Raw genomic sequence first — 15,224 nt, 5'->3', positions numbered from 1 at the left:
AAAAGATTTGTGGATCGATAATTGCTGTAGATTTTATGCAAACCTGAACGGAGGAGAATCCCGTCGTCGGGCGAAATCGTCTCGATCACTCGTCGAACGAGACGTTCCACTTGAGGTCGTACTCGACGAATTCGGCTTCGTCCAGTGGCTTCCCGCCTTCGAAGTGAAAGTCGCCGACGACAGTGTTCCCCTCGAGGACGCCCGGGAGCCAAAGGTGGTCGTCGTCCCACATCTGATCGTAGGGAACGTCGTCGACGGGGGTCCACGTCGGTCTCGCCTCCGCGGTCGTCGTCGGTTCGCCCGAAAACGACCGCGTTCGAAAGACGTGACAGACCGAGTGGCGCTCGCCGTCGAGCAGAAAGGTGAGTTCTCCCGCCTTCTCCAGATCCGCCGGATCGACCTCGAGGTCGACCTCCTCTCGCGTCTCTCTTGTTGCACACTCGCGTGGCGTTTCACCGGCCTCGAGTTTGCCGCCGGGTCCGTTGTACAGGCCGTCGCCGAGCCCTCGCCGTTTTTCGATGAGGAGCACTTCTTCAATAGATTCACCAGTGCTCTCGCGAGTCCGTCGCGGAAAACACAGCGTCGTCTCGGTCATACGGGAGTGTTCGCTCGAGTGAAGATAAACCGTCACCATCGCACTTCGACCCGGTCGTCGGGAACGGCGTCGAAGGGGGTGGGCGTGACGGATTGCCCGTGGTGTTTATACTGATTCGATAGCAGTGACGTTGTATGGAGTATTTACTGTGGGTTCTGATAGCACTCCTCGCGTACTCGTTCGTCGCGCCGCTCACGAGCGTCGTGATGCAAGACGTTCCGGCAACGCCGGGATTGTTCCTCTCGACGCTCGTCTTTCTCGCGATTGCGAGCAGCGTACTGATCGTGACTGGCGGTGCCGATCCATCGCTCGTGGTCTCGCTCGAGGCCGGTTACATCTACATCGCCGGCGCGTTTCTCACGGCGGGGATTTTGGCGTACACGGCCGCACTCGAGACCGGGCCCGTTAGCGTCGTCGTGCCGATATTCGGCATGTTCATCGTCGGCAGTTCGGTGTTGGGAATCCTCTTTCTCGAGGAGTCGATGTCGGTGACACGGGCGGCCGGAATCGGCTGTGCGGTCCTCGCGATCGTCCTCACTGCGGGTGAGAGCTAATGGAACGAGAGTACCTCGCGCTCTCGGTGATCGCGTTCGTCGCGTACAGTCTGGTCGCTCCATTGCTCAAGGTCGCGATGGAGACGGTTCCGAGTACGATGGCGGTCTTCCTCTCGAACACCATCATGCTCGGGCTCCTCGGTGGACTGTTGCTCTACCAGGGTGTCTCCCCTCGCCCGTATCTCTCGCACCCGAAGACGCCCCACATCGTCGCCTGGGGTGCCCTCCTCGCGATCGGGCTCCTAGCGTACTACCGCGCACTCGAACTCGGTCCCGTCAGCGTTGTCGTTCCAATTTACGGGCTGTTCATTGCAGTGAGCTCGATCATCGGTATCGTTGCGCTCGAGGAGTCACTGACTGTCAGAAACGGTCTCGGAATCGTGTTCGCCGTCCTCGCCGTCGTGCTCATGTCGCTGTGAGCGGCCAGTCGAGAACTGCCGGCCCTACAGCGAGCGATTCTACAGCTCAATCGTCCCCTGTCGACTCGGCCAATCCACTCTCCAATTGGTCGTCGACGAACTCCTCTGGTGCACAGCCAAGCGACCGATGTGGACAGTACTGGCAGTGCTCGCCGGTCGTCGTTTCGGCGAACGAGGGGTCGTCAGCCGCCTCAAGCGTCTGGTGAACGCTCGACCACGGGGGGAGTTCCTCGGGCATGAAGAGATCGACGCGTGGGCCGTCGACGGGACCGACGTAAACGTAGCCAGCAGCCGTCACTGGCTCGTCGAACGCCTGCTCACACGCTCGGACGTACAACGCCAGTTGGGACGCCTCGGACGGCGAAATTCGTTCGGCTGTCGCCTTGTAGTCGAGCACGACGAGGTCACCCTCTGGGGTCCGTCGCACCGAGTCGATGAATCCGACCACGTCACCGCGGACGTTCGGCACGTCAGCGAGGGTAAACGGCACTTCCGCGGCGAGTGGCTCCCACTCGTGAACCGGATCGTCGAACGCGGGCGCACTCGCGTCGAAGTACCGATCCACACACTCCAGCACGCGCTCTCGATGCTCGAGGACGCCCCTCGCCGTCAGTTGCCGGATCGCGACTTCTCGCCAGTCGTCTCGAGTGGCGTCGTTTCGATAGAACGCCTCCTCTGCAACGTCGTGGAAAATCGTCCCGACGAGGCGTGGGACGGCGGTATCGGCAGATACGGTCCCGTCGTCTTCAGAGTAAGACTCGAGGGGTGTCCCATCCTCGAGTGTCCGAACGGACGAATCGCCGATCGCGTGAACGACGTGATCGAGGTAGTGCTTTCGCGGACACGTCTCGTGGGTCGCAAGCGAGGTGTAGCTGTGGCGCAAGGCGGCGGGGACGTCGGTCGCGTTAGCGAGCGTGTCGACGGGGAATCGAACGGTTTCACCAGTCAGCGACGAAAGCCGCCGTTCGCTCGGCACTCGTCGGTCCGTCTTCGAACTCGGCGTTTCGGCTGCTGTTTCAGTCGCTCGAACGTCGTCCGTTCGACTACCGGTTTCGCCAGTTCCACTCACACCACCGTCGCCAGTCGCACTCGCCGCGTCGGCTGCTGGCAACAACGTGCCGTCCCGGAGCATCCGCCCGAGGTCGTGAACCGTTTCGATGGCCGCCTGGGTCTCGAGTGGCTCGGCGGTCCGGTCGTCGTAGCCGGAGTAGTAGGTGATCGTTCCAGGCGTTCGCTGGGCAGAGTCGGCGATTTCGTCGGTCCTGTCGGCGACTGTCTCGGGAAACGACTCCCTAACGCGTTCGAAACTCTCGGTGAGCGATTCCCAGAGGGTCATTTGCTCGCCGGTGACCGACCACTCGAGGCCGTCCGTTAAACACGCATCGGCGGTCGACGCGCCGAGCTCCTCGTCCTCGCCGTCGTAGTCGTACGTCGAACCGAAGACGAAGAGGTGATTCTCCGCTCGAGTGAGTGCGACGTGCAGGACTCGCCACTCCTCGCCGACCGTTTCGGCCGCGAGATCCGCACACAGCGGCGAGTCGATGTCGTCGTTGAGCGTCGCCGCCAGTAGCTGGTAGCGTGCCCGTCGGGCGTAATCACGTTCGACGCACCACTCCTCGTCGGAGAGATACGGCACCAACACGGTGTCGAACTCGAGGCCTTTCGCCTGGTGGACCGTCATCACGTCGATGGAATCCGTAGATTGGGTGCCCCGCGTCCGATCGCTCGAGCCACTTTGGAGCGTGCGCTCGAGTGCGTCGACGAACGCCGGCGTCACCGTCTGGACCACCGAATCTGCGGTGTACGACTCGACGAAACGCTCGAGGCGACCGAGTTCGTCGCGCTCGTCGCTCGTGCAGTACCACTCGAGTCGCGTCACCTCCCGAAATCGGCCGACGAACCCGGAGAGCGGGTAGACGTCCCGCAACGTCTCGAGTTCCTCGAGGTGGGTCCGTGCGTTGTGGACGCGGTCGGGTCGTTCGAGGCTGCTCTCGAGGCGCGTATCAGCACCGGCGTCTGCGTCATCATCGCCGTCTGCGTCACCATCGACGTCTGCGCCGTCACCGGCATCAGCATCTGACTCGAGCCCCATCACGGCGTCGTACAGCGTTCCGTCTCGACGCTGCAACGTCGCGAGGTCGGCTTCGCTCACCCGATATCGGTAGAGCAACACCCGGCGCAAGTGGGCGTCTGCGGCAGGATCGACGAGTACGCGGAAATACGACAGGAGCGTTTGCAGTCCCGGCGACACCTCCCCGTAGGCCGAGCCGGATATTTCGTAGGGGAGTTGACGGGTGTTCAACTCCGCGGCGACGGCCTGTGCGTGTCGATTCGTCCGGACGATTACCGCGATGTCCTCGAGCGAGCGCTGTGGCACGCCGTCGGCGTCGCCGTTCAACAGCCTCGAGACCGTCGTCCCGACCTGTTCGGCCGTCGATCGATCGATCTCGTCGCTCTCGACTTTGACGACGCGGTCGACGGCCGACCCGTCGCCACGGCTCTCGCCGCCGGTCGGCGATTCGAGGTCACGGTCGTGCTCGAGTGCAGGTTCGGAGAGAGAGTCAGCGTCGGGTTCGTCCGCCGGTGCTGACGACGCTCCTCTGTCGGCTTCTCGGAGCGTCTTCGAGGCCTGTGGGCCGTAGTCGCAGTGGTTCGTTAGGGCCAAAATCTCCTGTTTCGAGCGGAAGTTGAGTTCGAGTTCGTAGGATTCGTGGTCGTCGTAGACCGTCGCAAGTCTGTCGAGGCCCTCGCGGTCGGTGCCACGCCAGCCGTAGATCGACTGGTCCTTGTCGCCGATCGCGAGCAAATCGGGCCGATCGGGGCCGTCCGTGAGTTCGGTGATGAGTCGGAACTGGGTCCTGTCTGTGTCCTGAAATTCGTCGCAGTAGACCTGGGTCCACTGGCTCGTGATCTCGTCTGCGACGCCGTCGTCGGTAACCAGCGTCGTCGCCGTCCGCACGAGTTCGTCGAAGTCCAACATTCGCTCGTCCTCGAGAGTCGCGTGGTAATCGGCGTAGACGGCCGTGTAGTGGCGCGCGAGACGCACGAACTCGACGTAGTGCTTTAGCCTGCCGAAGGGACTTTGCTCGAGTCGACCAGTCGCGCCGCGCCAGATTTCGTTTCCAAAGAGCGCTCGCGGGAGCTGTTTCGTCGTCGGCTCCTCGAGTGTGAGCGCGTCGATCGTGTTCGTCACGCTCTGTTGGAGGAGCGTGAGGTAGTGATCGATCTGGCGGACGAACTCGTCGCCGCGAAACGCGGCGGGGGCTTCCGCGATCTTTTCGCGACAGAACGTGATCAGCTTCCCGTAGTCGACGAGTGCGGATTCTGCCCCCTCGAGGTGTTCGTCTCGGTTGAAGTACAACAGTGCCTCGTTGTCGAACGAGAGGCGCTCATCGGCGGTTTCCTCGAGCCAGAGGACGAACTCGTGACAGAGCTCGAGCGTTCGGACGGCGGGAAGCTGGTCGTCCAGTTGGGCCGGGGTGATATCCTCCTGACTCATCGACTGGATGAACCGGTCGACGGCAGCGGTGACGTCGTCGGGTGACGGCTCACCACGTCCCATCGTCGTCGCGAAGTCGTACTCGTTCTCGGCGAGCAAGCGACTCACGATCCGGCGTCGCGTCCGCTCGGTGACGACGTCGAACTCGGGTGAGTAGCCGAGGTAGTAGGCGTACTCGCGGACCAGCCCGTAACAAAACGAGTGGTAGGTATTGATGTCGATCGCGGCGGCCGTCTCCGGGTCGAGGCGATCACTGACCGCACTTCGAATACTGCTCGCGGCTTCGTTCGCGAACGTCAACACCAGCACGTCCGCGGGATCGACGTCGCCTCGTTCGATCGCCTGCTCGAGTCGCATGAGCATCGTAGTCGTCTTCCCCGTCCCTGCACCGGCATCGACGGAGGTACAGGCGGCCGTGCTATCGATCACGTCCTGTTGATTGCCCCGCGGTTCGCGAGGTTTCTCACCCATCGAATCGAACCTCCGAGGCGAGATACTCCTGACAGCAGACCGAGTAGCCACACTCCGGACAGGACGCACTCGAGATCGATTCCCAGCGCGTTTCCGGTTCGAATTTCCCGTCGACGATTCGCGCTACGGCGGCCGCGAGTCGGTCGTCGACCGCCCGATTTCGATGTTCGTGCGTCATCCCGTACGTGTGGTGGTCGATGTAGCGATCGGTCAGATCGTGTGGCTCGATACTCGCCTCGACCGACTCCTGGACCCAGTTTACCGTCGTCTGCGAGCGATCGGCGACCGGTATCTGTACGTACCGACACGTTCGGTCCTCGAGCCCTAACTGCTCACAGCGGGTGCGAAGCCCGTCGACGACGCCAGCCGTCTCGAACAGCGAACCGACGAATCCCGGTTCGAAGACGTCCGCTTCGGGATCGAAGTGATCGTGGAACTGGTCTGCGATATCTCCCTCCCACTCGGGTCGGTACCGAAGGCGACCCAGCGGGGCAAGCGTCGGGACGAACCGAACGCCGACGACGGAACGTCCGTCCGCGGTGAGGTAGTCGACGGTCGACTCGAGTGCCACGCTCGCGTCACCCGCTTCCGATTTTGGCAGCGACACGCGACTCGAGAGCGGGAGGGTCGGTCCGATCACCTCGCCGTTCGTCTCGCTCGTGAGCCGGACGATCCCTTCGGCGTGTTCGACGCCGATCCGGTCGACGTACGCCTCGAGCGTCGCTTCGAGTACTCGGCGCACGTGGCGGCGTTGTTCGCGCGAGTGAAACCGTTCGTCGTGGTCGTTCCAGCGTTCCTCGAGCGCGGTCGTGGCAGCGTCGAGGAGCCGATCCGGATCGGTGTCTCCGGTTCGTAACGCTGCACAGATCGAACCTCTGAGGAGATCGACTCGGTCCTCAGCCGTCGTCTCGTCGCTGGTCGACTCGAGGTCGTGTTCGTGGGCTAACTCGTACTTGCGTGGACAGCGAACGGAGGTCGTGAGTCCGTCGACGTGGATACGCTCGATACTGGCTGGTGACCCGGTCTGCGTCGGCGTCGGCGTATCTGGACTGTCACTCATTACGAATCACCTCGCCGGCGGCGAACTCGAACTGTGAGCGGACGGCATCGGCCAGTCCGTCGTCGATTTCCTCGTGTGCGAGGACCAGTGCGATCTCTTCGAACAGTTCTTCCGTGGTGGCGAGGTCGGCGTCGCCGCCCGTACTTGCCTCCCGAACGATTCGCTCGAGTTCGCCGTGTGGCTGGGCGAGCAGGGCCTCGAGTGCGTTTTGCTCGCCGTGGATCGCTGCCGTCGTCTCGGGTTCGACGGTCGGGAGATCACTACCGCGTGCGGACTCGAGCAGTTGCAGGTACCGAGATTCGTCGTGTGTCCGATCGAGGCCGCCCGCACCGCGTTCGAACGAACAACAGTAGAGCGCCGACCGTGCCGCGCGAGCTCCGAGTGCGAGGCGTCGACGCGAGCGTTGGGCGTGGTAGGCTTCGAACGGATCGCCAATGCCATCCGGATCCGCGCTGGCGAACGTCGCCGTGACGTCCTCGACGGACGGGTTGGTTACGGCCGGATACGTCGGCATCTCCCGAACCCACGCCGTCGGAAACAGTTGCGTGAGAAACTGCTCGCCGGGATAGGCGTCGTCGATCAGATCGAGCACGAAGACTGCCTCTCGCGTGTCGTACTTCAGATCGTCGATCGCACAGACCGTGACGCCGCCGGTCGGTGGCTGGGCGTCGACAGCGTGGACGTAGGGTGCGTCGTACTGGATCGTCCGGCGGAGCATCCGCCGCAAGCCCTGCCAGTCGGGACCGACCAGGTCGGTCTCCTCGACGAAGCGAGCAATCTCGAGCACGCGCCGGAGACTGGCGAACTGTTCGCGGGCGTCGACCCACTTCTCCTCGCGTGTGATTCGACCCTTGAGATCCGTCCGTCGAATCCAGCGCTCGAGCGAGCGGGAGACCCTCGAGTGTGAACACGACTCGACGGTCTCGAGGGAGAGTCCGTCGACTCGAGCACGCAGTCGCTCGAGAGCCATGTCACTCGGCTCCGTCGTCGGATCCCGTGGATCGATCGGACCTCGAGCACGCTGGTCGGAACCCGTCCGTTCGTGAACATTTTCCGTAGCGAGTTCGGCATCGACGCGGCCGGAGTGGCGGTCTCGTTTACACTGTACCGTCACGAACGCGTAGAGTTCGTGTACCACTGGGTCCTCCGCGAGCGAGGGCGTCCCGATCGTCGCCGTCGGAATCCCTGCCTCTCGAAGCCGTCGTCTGGTTTCGGGGACCCGTTCGATTCGGGGGACGGCGACTGCGAACTTCTCGAATCCCCAGCCGTGTCGATCGCGAAGCGCCTGAATTTCGCTCGCGACGGTGCTCACCTGCTCGGCTGCCGTCTGCGTTCGAATTCGGAACACGCCATCGGCGGTCGCCGATTCGAGTTCCGTTCCCTCAGATCGAGACACGGCGTCAGCCGACTCCTGGGGACACGCGCCAGTCGCGAGGAAGCGACTGACCGCCTGCTGTGGCGAACGGCTGGCGGGCATGGTCTCCCTGCAATCGCGTCGCGGATCGAGAATCTCGACCGTCAGTCCGTCCCCGACGTGATCTTCGATACAACCCGGTTCGACTCGAGTCCGCTCGACGCTGGCGTGGCGCTCGCCCAGACAGACGAGTGCAGTGTCTTCGGAAAGCGCGGCGAGATACCGCCGATCGAGTTGGCGGTACTCCTCGAACTCGACGGCGAGGACGGCATCGATCGAGTCCGTTACTCGCGTTTGCAGCCCCTCGACGTCGTCCTCGAGCAGATCGACCGTTTGTGGAACCACGTCTGCACGCTCGACGTACCCTCGCTCCTCGAGTACCGCGTGGAACCGGTCGTTCATCGCGTAGAGAAACGCCAGCGACTCGCGTGGCTCCTCGGCTTCGACGTCCGTGAGTCCCAACTGTTGGCGGGTCGCCTCGAGCAGCAACTGGCCAACGTCACGAGCGAAACTCTCGTGGTCACTTGCGCGCTCGAGGTACGCCGGGATGTCGCGACTCGCGCCGTCAATCACGAGCGAGATGAGTTCGATCCGTTCTTCGTACTCGAGTCGATCCAGCGTCGGGTCGTACTCCTCGAGCACTTTCGAGGCGTGTTCGGGCAGCGACTCGACGCGCGGTGATTTCGGCGTGTCGTCCGTTGTCGAGGCGGCTGCGAGCGCTTCGGTGAGGTTCTCGAGGCCCGCCGGGTGGCGCTTTAGGACCAACACGTTCTGTGGCTCGTACTCGTCTACGAGTGCGGCGTACTCCGTCGCGATGTGGTCGAAGAGAGCGTCGCTCGAGCAGGGTTCAGCAAGGAGCGTACACGTCCCCTGGAGGGTGGGTTCCTGAGACGCCATCGATTGATATGACCGACTTGTGCGATGTTCGTATATAAACGTGCGTCGTCTCGCGGCGTCTCGGTTGCCGGCGTCGGCAGCGGACCGACTATGCGATGGTTCCGCATAGCAAATTCTTATAGGAGTGACCGAGCACACATCCGTATGGACGATATTTTCGTCGCTCGCGTCATGTCGTCGTCACTGACGACCGTTTCGCCGGAGACGCTGGTCGAAGATGCCGCACAGGAGATGCTCGCGAACGAGATCGGTTCGGTCATCGTCGTCGACGACGACGGGGGACTCGAGGGAATCCTGACGACGACCGACTTCGTGCAGATCGTCGCCGAGCGCAAGCCGAAGGATCAGACGCCGGTGTCGACGTACATGAGCCAGAACGTCACGACGGGACGCGCACAGGAGAGTATTCGCGACGCCGCCGACACGATGGTCGAAGAGGGATTCCATCACCTCCCGATCGTGGACGACGACGAGGGTGTCATCGGCATTCTGACGACGTCCGATCTGGCTTCGTACCTCTCTCACGCGCAGACGCCGAGTCCCGAGTAACGGGCTTTTTCGGTTGTCACGGTCTGAGGGACGGATCTTCTGCCTTCGTGGCTGCCTCGAGTGAAACCGACTCACGGGTCTTGCGACGAGTAGTACGTGTCGCGACCGGCTTCGTCGAACGACGACGTGGTAATCACGGGCAGTCTCGAAATCTGTCGATCCGTTAGTCGTCGTCGCTCTCGCTCGTCTGGAGGGGACCCCCCTCGTGGTGGTGCAGCGACGACATCTCTTCGCGGAGGTTGGTGCCGTTTCGCTCGAGCGTCCGAACCTGGTAGACGTAGCCGATCGCCGAGAGAATCGCGAAGACGACGACGACGATCAACGCGGTTGGTGCGCTCGCGGCGACGAGCACCATGAACACGAACGACATGACGATGTTGCCGACGGCGACGAGTTTGAGCACCGGTAGCGGCAGTTTGTAGACCGAGTACTCGTAGCGTTGTGGATACTTCTTGGGGAGGTTCCACAGGGCGAGGCCGCTGATCATAAAGGAGAGGAACGTGCCGGTGACGACGATGACGACCAGCCAGTCGATGAACTCCGGGCCGGTGAATTCGTCGAGGTAGCCGATAAACGGCGCGACGGCGAGGGGCGGCACGCCCATGAAGATAACGGCGCGGTGTGGCGTGTCGAATCGGTCGTGAATGCCCGCGAAAAAGCCGGGCAGGAGGTTATCACGCGAGGCGCGCATAACCGTTCGCGAGTAGGACGTGTAGAGCGTGTTGACGGTCGTCGCCGCAGCGACCAGCGCGGCCACGGCGATCAACACGACTCCGGCGGTGGGCAGCGTACCGAACTCCTCGCCGACGGCTGCGAGTGCGCCCTCGACGGGGTCACCGTCGGCACCGACGGCCGCCTCCCACGACCCACCACCGATCAGCGCGACGACGAGGACGACCGACAACACGGCGACGAACGACATTCCCACCGCGAGGACGCGCGGGATGTTCTTCACCGGGTCCTCGAGTTCTTCGCCGATTTCGATGATCATCGCGAATCCCTGATAGGGGATGTACAGGAGGACGATCGCGAGGAAGAACGGTGCGAGTCCGTCCTCGAAGGGCTGGCCCTCACCGTCTGGGAACAACGGGTCGAAGTTCGCCGGGTCGAACGAGGCAAGGCCGCCGACGATGAACGTGAGCATTCCCGCGATCAACACGGCGACGAGGGCGATCTGTGCCTTCGCCGCCACTCGAATGCCGACGTAGTTCACGGCGAGGAAGAATCCGAGGATCGCCCACACCGCGAGGGTCGTGTTCACGTCGATACCGTATCCGATTAACTCGAGGAAGTACGGCAGGTACTGGGCGAATCCGAGGGCAGCGAAGAGGAGGTACGCCCAGACGGCCACGACGGGAAGCATAATGTTGAGAAAGCCCCAGAACGGTCCGACGAGCCTCGAGCCGTAGACGTACGCCCCGCCCGCGACGGGAATCGCCCCGCCGAGTTGAAGGAGTTGCAAGACCCCGAGTGCCATCGGAATAATTGCCAACAAAATTGCGAGTATAATACTCGGTCCAGCTTCGGCAGCCATCTGCGTCGGAACGAGAAAGATACTCATTCCGAGCGCCGTCCCGATTAACAATGCAATCGCTATCCCCGGCCCCACCTTTTCGTTAATTAATTTGAAATCGTCAGCACCCACGGTGTATCACGGGCTCTCATGGCTCCCCATCCCTCATTAATGTATTCGTTCAGAAATATAATGGGTTAACAATGGAAACCAAAACCACAAATATCTATTACAGTATGGGTGATTGACAAATACACGCATGCTCTTGCAATTGCGATCGCGACTCAAAACGAAAACGGCGGTCGCTCGGTTCGTCGCTCGGGAGAGACGCACAGTTTGAGTGGTCACTTGTCAGCGTCGCTCATCCACCGAACAGTTTCCTCGAGGCGGTCGCCTAACGTCCGGGCTTCCGCTGGCGTCAGTTCGATGTCGGCGTGGCCCGTGGCGTGATCGCCCGCCATCGCGTCGATACTGAGGACGATTCGGTGGTCGTCGGTCGGTTCCGGACGCACGGAAACGTCCGCTCGATCGGGATACTCTCGTGGCGGCCCGACCTCGAGGTCGCTCTCGCCGCGAGTAACGCCCACCCGGACGCGCTGGGCGTGCTCGAGATCGAACGAGTCCGTCGGATCGTCTTCGGGAGGCGCTCGATTCGGTTTCTCTGTGGTCTCCTCGAGTCGGTCGTCGGGGCTCGGGTCACCCATAGATGACCATACGATTGCAACGGCCTTGGCTCTCCGCTAACGAGTTTCGACAACTCACTCGACCGTGAACGTCGCGTCGTCGATCCAGTCCCCGCCGACCCAACACTCGCGGGCGAACCAGCCGAAGTACGCCGCCATTCCGAGCGTCAGGACGGCCTCGAGTGAACCGAGGCCGGTCATCGTCTGTCCGGTGAGGATGCCCGCGAGACTGATCGTCACCCATCCGAGCGTCAGTATCGTGATCGAGATGGCAGCGACTCGTGGCCACTCCAGCGTCGTCGGCCCGAGGATGACTCGCTCTCGGAGACCGGCGACGAGCATCGTGACACCGACGAGAACGAGCCAGAGGACGATACCGACCATCGACACGCTCGTCGGGACGCCGAGTCCGACGACGAAGAGTCCGGCCAACAGTAGCGTCACGAACCCCCCACCGGCGAGTCCGTGTTTGATCACCCCTTTCTGTTCGCTCATTTCCCGACAGTTCGTCGGTCGGTTTGGTTAACCGTTCGGATCGTCTCGAGACCTCGGGTATTCGACAAAAACAGGTGATCCGATTGTCTCAGTCGTCGTCCATCGGCGCCGTCACGGGTTCGACGCGCTCGCCGCGTGGGCCATCGAGGTCGATTTTCGGCAGCAGGTCGCGCAGGTACCGACCGGTGTGTGAGTCCTCGAGTCGGGCGACTTCTTCCGGCGTTCCCGTCGCGACGAGTTCGCCGCCGTGTTCGCCGCCTTCGGGGCCGAGGTCGATGATGTGGTCGGCGTTCTTCACGAGGTCGAGTTCGTGTTCGATGACGACGACGGTGTTGCCGTTGTCGGTCAGCCGGTGGAGCACCTCGATGAGTTTTCGTTCGTCCTCGTGGTGCAGTCCGGTCGTCGGCTCGTCGAGCAAGTACAGCGTCTCGCCGGTGTCCTTCTTCCCGAGTTCTTCGGCCAGCTTGATCCGCTGGGCCTCACCACCGGAAAGCGTCGTCGACGGCTGGCCGAGGGTCATGTAGTCGAGTCCGACGTCCTTCAGGAGTTTCAGCCGGCGACGGATCTGGGAGTTCGACTCGAAGAACTCGTAGGCCTCGTCGACCTCCATCTCGAGCACGTCGGCGATCGTCTTGCCCTTGTAGGTGACGTCGAGGGTCGCGTCGTTGTAGCGCGCGCCGTCACACTCCTCACAGGGGACGTAGACGTCGCTGAGGAAGTTCATCTCGATTTTGACGGTTCCTTGGCCGCCACACTCCTCGCAGCGCCCGCCCTTGACGTTGAACGAGAAGCGTCCCTTCTCGTAGCCACGCTGTTTCGCGAGTTTCGTCTCGGCGAACAGGTCGCGGATGTAGTCGAAGACGTTGGTGTAGGTGGCCGGATTCGATCGAGGTGTGCGACCGATCGGAGACTGGTCGATCAGTCGGACGGTTTCGATCTCCTCGAGGCCCTCGAGGCCGTCGTGGTCGCCCGGAATGACGCTCGTGTTGTCGTTCATCTGGCGGGCGAGGCCCTTGTAGAACACCTCGTGCATGAGCGTCGATTTGCCGGAGCCAGAGACGCCTGTAATCGCGGTAAAGTTGCCCAGTGGAATGTCCACGTCGAGGTCGGCTAAGTTGTGCTGGCGAGCGCCGCGGATGGTCAGCGCGCCCGCCGGGTCGCGGCGTTCGTCCGGAACCGGAATCTGCCGGCGGCCGGAGAGGTAGTCGCCGGTGATGGACTCCTCACAGTCTTTGACGTCCTCGACGGAGCCATTGGCGACGACCTCGCCGCCGCGTTTGCCCGGACCGGGGCCCATGTCGATGACGTTGTCCGCACGGCGCATCGTCTCTTCGTCGTGTTCGACGACGAGGAGGGTGTTTCCGATGTCTCGAAGCTCTTCTAAGGTATCGAGCAGTCGGTCGTTGTCCCGCTGGTGGAGGCCGATCGAGGGCTCGTCCAAGACGTAGAGCACCCCGACCAGCCCGGACCCGATCTGCGTCGCGAGCCGAATACGCTGGCTCTCACCACCCGAGAGGGTCGCGGCTTCCCGGTCGAGGGTGAGGTACTCGAGGCCGACTTCGACCATGAAGCCGAGGCGGGCCCGAATCTCCTTCAAAATCTCCTCGGCGATGACTTTCTCGCGCTCCGTGAGGTCGGCTTCCATCGACTCGAAGTGGGCCAAGGCGTCGCCGATGCTCAGCCCGTTGATCTCGGTGATTGCGGTCCCGTCGATGAACACGGCCCGACTCGCCGCCTTGAGACGGGTGCCGTCACAGGACGGACACTCCGTCGCCGACATGTAGTCCTCGATGTGCTCGCGGGTCGAATCGGAGTCGGTCTCGAGGTATCGACGCTCGAGGTTCGGAATGACGCCCTCGAAGCGTTTTTGCTTGCGTCGGGTGCCGTTTCGGGTACTTCGCTCGAAGGTCACCTTGTCGCTGGTGCCGTAGAGGAAGGCCTGCTGGGTATCCTCCTCGAGGTCTTCGAACGGCGTCGACAGCGAGAGGTCGAAGTGCTCGGCGACGGCGTCGAGTCGCGTCTGGTAGTACGAGCGGTTGTAGCTCCAGGGCTCGAAGACGTGCTTGAGCGACTTGGATTCGTCCTGGATGACCAGTCCTTCGTCGATCTCTTTCGTCTCGCCGAGTCCCTCACACTCCGGACAGGCACCGTGAGGTGAGTTGAAGGAGAACGAACGCGTCTCGATCTCGGGCACGTCGATCCCGCAGTGAGTACACGCGAGGTCCTTCGAGAACTCGACGACGAACCGGTCGTCTTCCTCGGTCTCGTCGCCAAGCGCACCCGTTCGGCGGGCCGCCTCGCCCAGATCGGACGCGACCTCCTCGGGTGCGTCGGGCAGAATGACCTTGAGGACGCCCTCGGCTTCCTCGAGCGCCGTTTCGACGCTGTCGATGATCCGCGGACGGGCCTCGGTGTCTACCTTCACGCGGTCGACGACGACATCGACGGTGTGGTCGAAGTTCTCGTCCAGGTCGGGGTCGTCGAGGGTAAGGTCGTACTCCTCGCCGTCGATTTCGACGCGGGAGTACCCCTCCGAGACGAGTTCCTCGAAGAGGTCCTCGAAGGCACCCTTCTGGTCGCGAACGACGGGTGCGGCGAGTTTCGCTCGCGTTCCCTCGGGTAACTCGAGGATGCGCTCGACCATGTTCTGGGCGGACTGCTCGCCGACTTCGCGGCCGCAGTCGGGACAGTGGGGGGTGCCGACGCGGGCGTAGAGGAGACGGAGATAGTCGTGGAGTTCCGTGACGGTCCCCACCGTCGAACGGGGGTTGTTCGCGGCGTTCTTCTGATCGATCGAGATCGCCGGCGAGAGTCCTTCGACGGTCTCGACCTGCGGTTTGTCCATCTGTCCGAGGAAGTTCCGGGCGTACGCCGAGAGACTCTCGATGTAGCGACGCTGTCCTTCGGCGTAGATCGTTTCGAACGCCAGCGAGGATTTCCCCGATCCCGAGAGGCCGGTGACGACGGTGAACTCCTCGCGGGGAACCGTGACGTCGAGGTCTTTGAGGTTGTGCTCCTCTGCACCTCGCACCTCGATGTAGTCTTTGCTCATATGTAGGTGGTGAGTGGTGATCG

Annotated in this window: 11 protein-coding genes; 3 read left to right on the top strand and 8 right to left on the bottom strand. The window is 62.6% G+C overall.

Annotated elements, in window-relative coordinates:
• Nucleotides 1-85 precede the first annotated feature (85 nt).
• Nucleotides 86-595 (bottom strand): 8-oxo-dGTP diphosphatase, encoded by a 510-nt coding sequence (locus tag BLW62_RS12685; RefSeq protein WP_090507603.1) that lies wholly within the window; start codon nt 593-595, stop codon nt 86-88.
• 134 nt (nt 596-729) lie between these two features.
• Here BLW62_RS12685 and BLW62_RS12680 point away from each other — a divergent pair, with 134 nt between their 5' ends.
• A complete protein-coding gene (locus BLW62_RS12680) occupies nt 730-1,149 on the top strand; it encodes an EamA family transporter (RefSeq protein WP_090507374.1) in 420 nt (139 codons plus the stop codon).
• Nucleotides 1,149-1,568 (top strand): EamA family transporter, encoded by a 420-nt coding sequence (locus tag BLW62_RS12675; RefSeq protein ID WP_090507373.1) that lies wholly within the window; start codon nt 1,149-1,151, stop codon nt 1,566-1,568. The genes BLW62_RS12680 and BLW62_RS12675 overlap by 1 nt, the downstream gene beginning before the upstream one ends.
• Before the next feature lie 46 nt (nt 1,569-1,614).
• On the opposite strand, the gene BLW62_RS12670 is transcribed toward BLW62_RS12675, so the two are convergent.
• The 3 genes from BLW62_RS12670 to BLW62_RS12660 are packed head-to-tail and all read right to left on the bottom strand — an operon-like array spanning nt 1,615 to nt 8,909.
• Nucleotides 1,615-5,538: a UvrD-helicase domain-containing protein gene (locus BLW62_RS12670; RefSeq protein ID WP_090507372.1), complete on the bottom strand. Its 3,924-nt coding sequence runs from the start codon at nt 5,536-5,538 to the stop codon at nt 1,615-1,617.
• The gene (locus tag BLW62_RS12665) at nt 5,531-6,598 is read right to left on the bottom strand and encodes a hypothetical protein (protein WP_245726720.1); all 1,068 of its coding nucleotides are present in this window, start codon (nt 6,596-6,598) and stop codon (nt 5,531-5,533) included. The genes BLW62_RS12670 and BLW62_RS12665 overlap by 8 nt, the downstream gene beginning before the upstream one ends.
• Nucleotides 6,591-8,909, bottom strand: coding sequence for a hypothetical protein (locus BLW62_RS12660; RefSeq protein WP_090507371.1), 2,319 nt, complete (start codon nt 8,907-8,909; stop codon nt 6,591-6,593). Before BLW62_RS12660 ends, BLW62_RS12665 begins: the two co-directional genes overlap by 8 nt.
• 144 nt (nt 8,910-9,053) lie before the next feature.
• Here BLW62_RS12660 and BLW62_RS12655 point away from each other — a divergent pair, with 144 nt between their 5' ends.
• A complete protein-coding gene (locus BLW62_RS12655) occupies nt 9,054-9,458 on the top strand; it encodes a CBS domain-containing protein (protein ID WP_090507370.1) in 405 nt (134 codons plus the stop codon).
• 163 nt (nt 9,459-9,621) lie between these two features.
• Here the strand turns inward: BLW62_RS12655 and BLW62_RS12650 are convergent, their stop codons facing one another.
• The 4 genes from BLW62_RS12650 to uvrA form a co-directional block, all read right to left on the bottom strand.
• Nucleotides 9,622-11,067, bottom strand: a complete 1,446-nt coding sequence (locus tag BLW62_RS12650; protein ID WP_281246655.1) for an APC family permease — start codon at nt 11,065-11,067, stop codon at nt 9,622-9,624.
• Nucleotides 11,068-11,315: 248 nt separating this feature from the next.
• Nucleotides 11,316-11,675 carry a hypothetical protein gene (locus BLW62_RS12645; protein WP_090507368.1) on the bottom strand — a complete coding sequence of 120 codons (360 nt, stop codon included), beginning with the start codon at nt 11,673-11,675 and terminating at the stop codon, nt 11,316-11,318.
• Nucleotides 11,676-11,729: 54 nt separating this feature from the next.
• Complete coding sequence (locus tag BLW62_RS12640; RefSeq protein ID WP_090507367.1) at nt 11,730-12,149, bottom strand: DUF7994 family protein; 420 nt, start codon at nt 12,147-12,149, stop codon at nt 11,730-11,732.
• Between the two features lie 88 nt (nt 12,150-12,237).
• Nucleotides 12,238-15,201 (bottom strand): excinuclease ABC subunit UvrA, encoded by a 2,964-nt coding sequence (gene uvrA / locus BLW62_RS12635; RefSeq protein ID WP_090507366.1) that lies wholly within the window; start codon nt 15,199-15,201, stop codon nt 12,238-12,240.
• Nucleotides 15,202-15,224 lie beyond the last annotated feature (23 nt).

It is taken from the genome of Natronorubrum sediminis, from assembly GCF_900108095.1.
Taxonomy (GTDB): Archaea; Halobacteriota; Halobacteria; order Halobacteriales; family Natrialbaceae; genus Natronorubrum; species Natronorubrum sediminis.
The sequence above is the reverse complement of the archived record's forward strand: the minus strand, read 5'-3'. Positions and strand labels throughout refer to the sequence as shown.

Bases quoted from the DNA above. Each gene is read 5' to 3' on its own strand.
- BLW62_RS12670 (WP_090507372.1), bottom strand. From the start codon at position 5,538: ATGGGTGAGAAACCTCGCGAACCGCGGGGCAATCAACAGGACGTGATC.
- BLW62_RS12680 (WP_090507374.1), top strand. From the start codon at position 730: ATGGAGTATTTACTGTGGGTTCTGATAGCACTCCTCGCGTACTCGTTC.
- BLW62_RS12640 (WP_090507367.1), bottom strand. From the start codon at position 12,149: ATGAGCGAACAGAAAGGGGTGATCAAACACGGACTCGCCGGTGGGGGG.
- BLW62_RS12645 (WP_090507368.1), bottom strand. From the start codon at position 11,675: ATGGGTGACCCGAGCCCCGACGACCGACTCGAGGAGACCACAGAGAAA.
- BLW62_RS12685 (WP_090507603.1), bottom strand. From the start codon at position 595: ATGACCGAGACGACGCTGTGTTTTCCGCGACGGACTCGCGAGAGCACT.
- BLW62_RS12660 (WP_090507371.1), bottom strand. From the start codon at position 8,909: ATGGCGTCTCAGGAACCCACCCTCCAGGGGACGTGTACGCTCCTTGCT.
- BLW62_RS12655 (WP_090507370.1), top strand. From the start codon at position 9,054: ATGGACGATATTTTCGTCGCTCGCGTCATGTCGTCGTCACTGACGACC.
- BLW62_RS12675 (WP_090507373.1), top strand. From the start codon at position 1,149: ATGGAACGAGAGTACCTCGCGCTCTCGGTGATCGCGTTCGTCGCGTAC.
- uvrA (WP_090507366.1), bottom strand. From the start codon at position 15,201: ATGAGCAAAGACTACATCGAGGTGCGAGGTGCAGAGGAGCACAACCTC.
- BLW62_RS12665 (WP_245726720.1), bottom strand. From the start codon at position 6,598: ATGAGTGACAGTCCAGATACGCCGACGCCGACGCAGACCGGGTCACCA.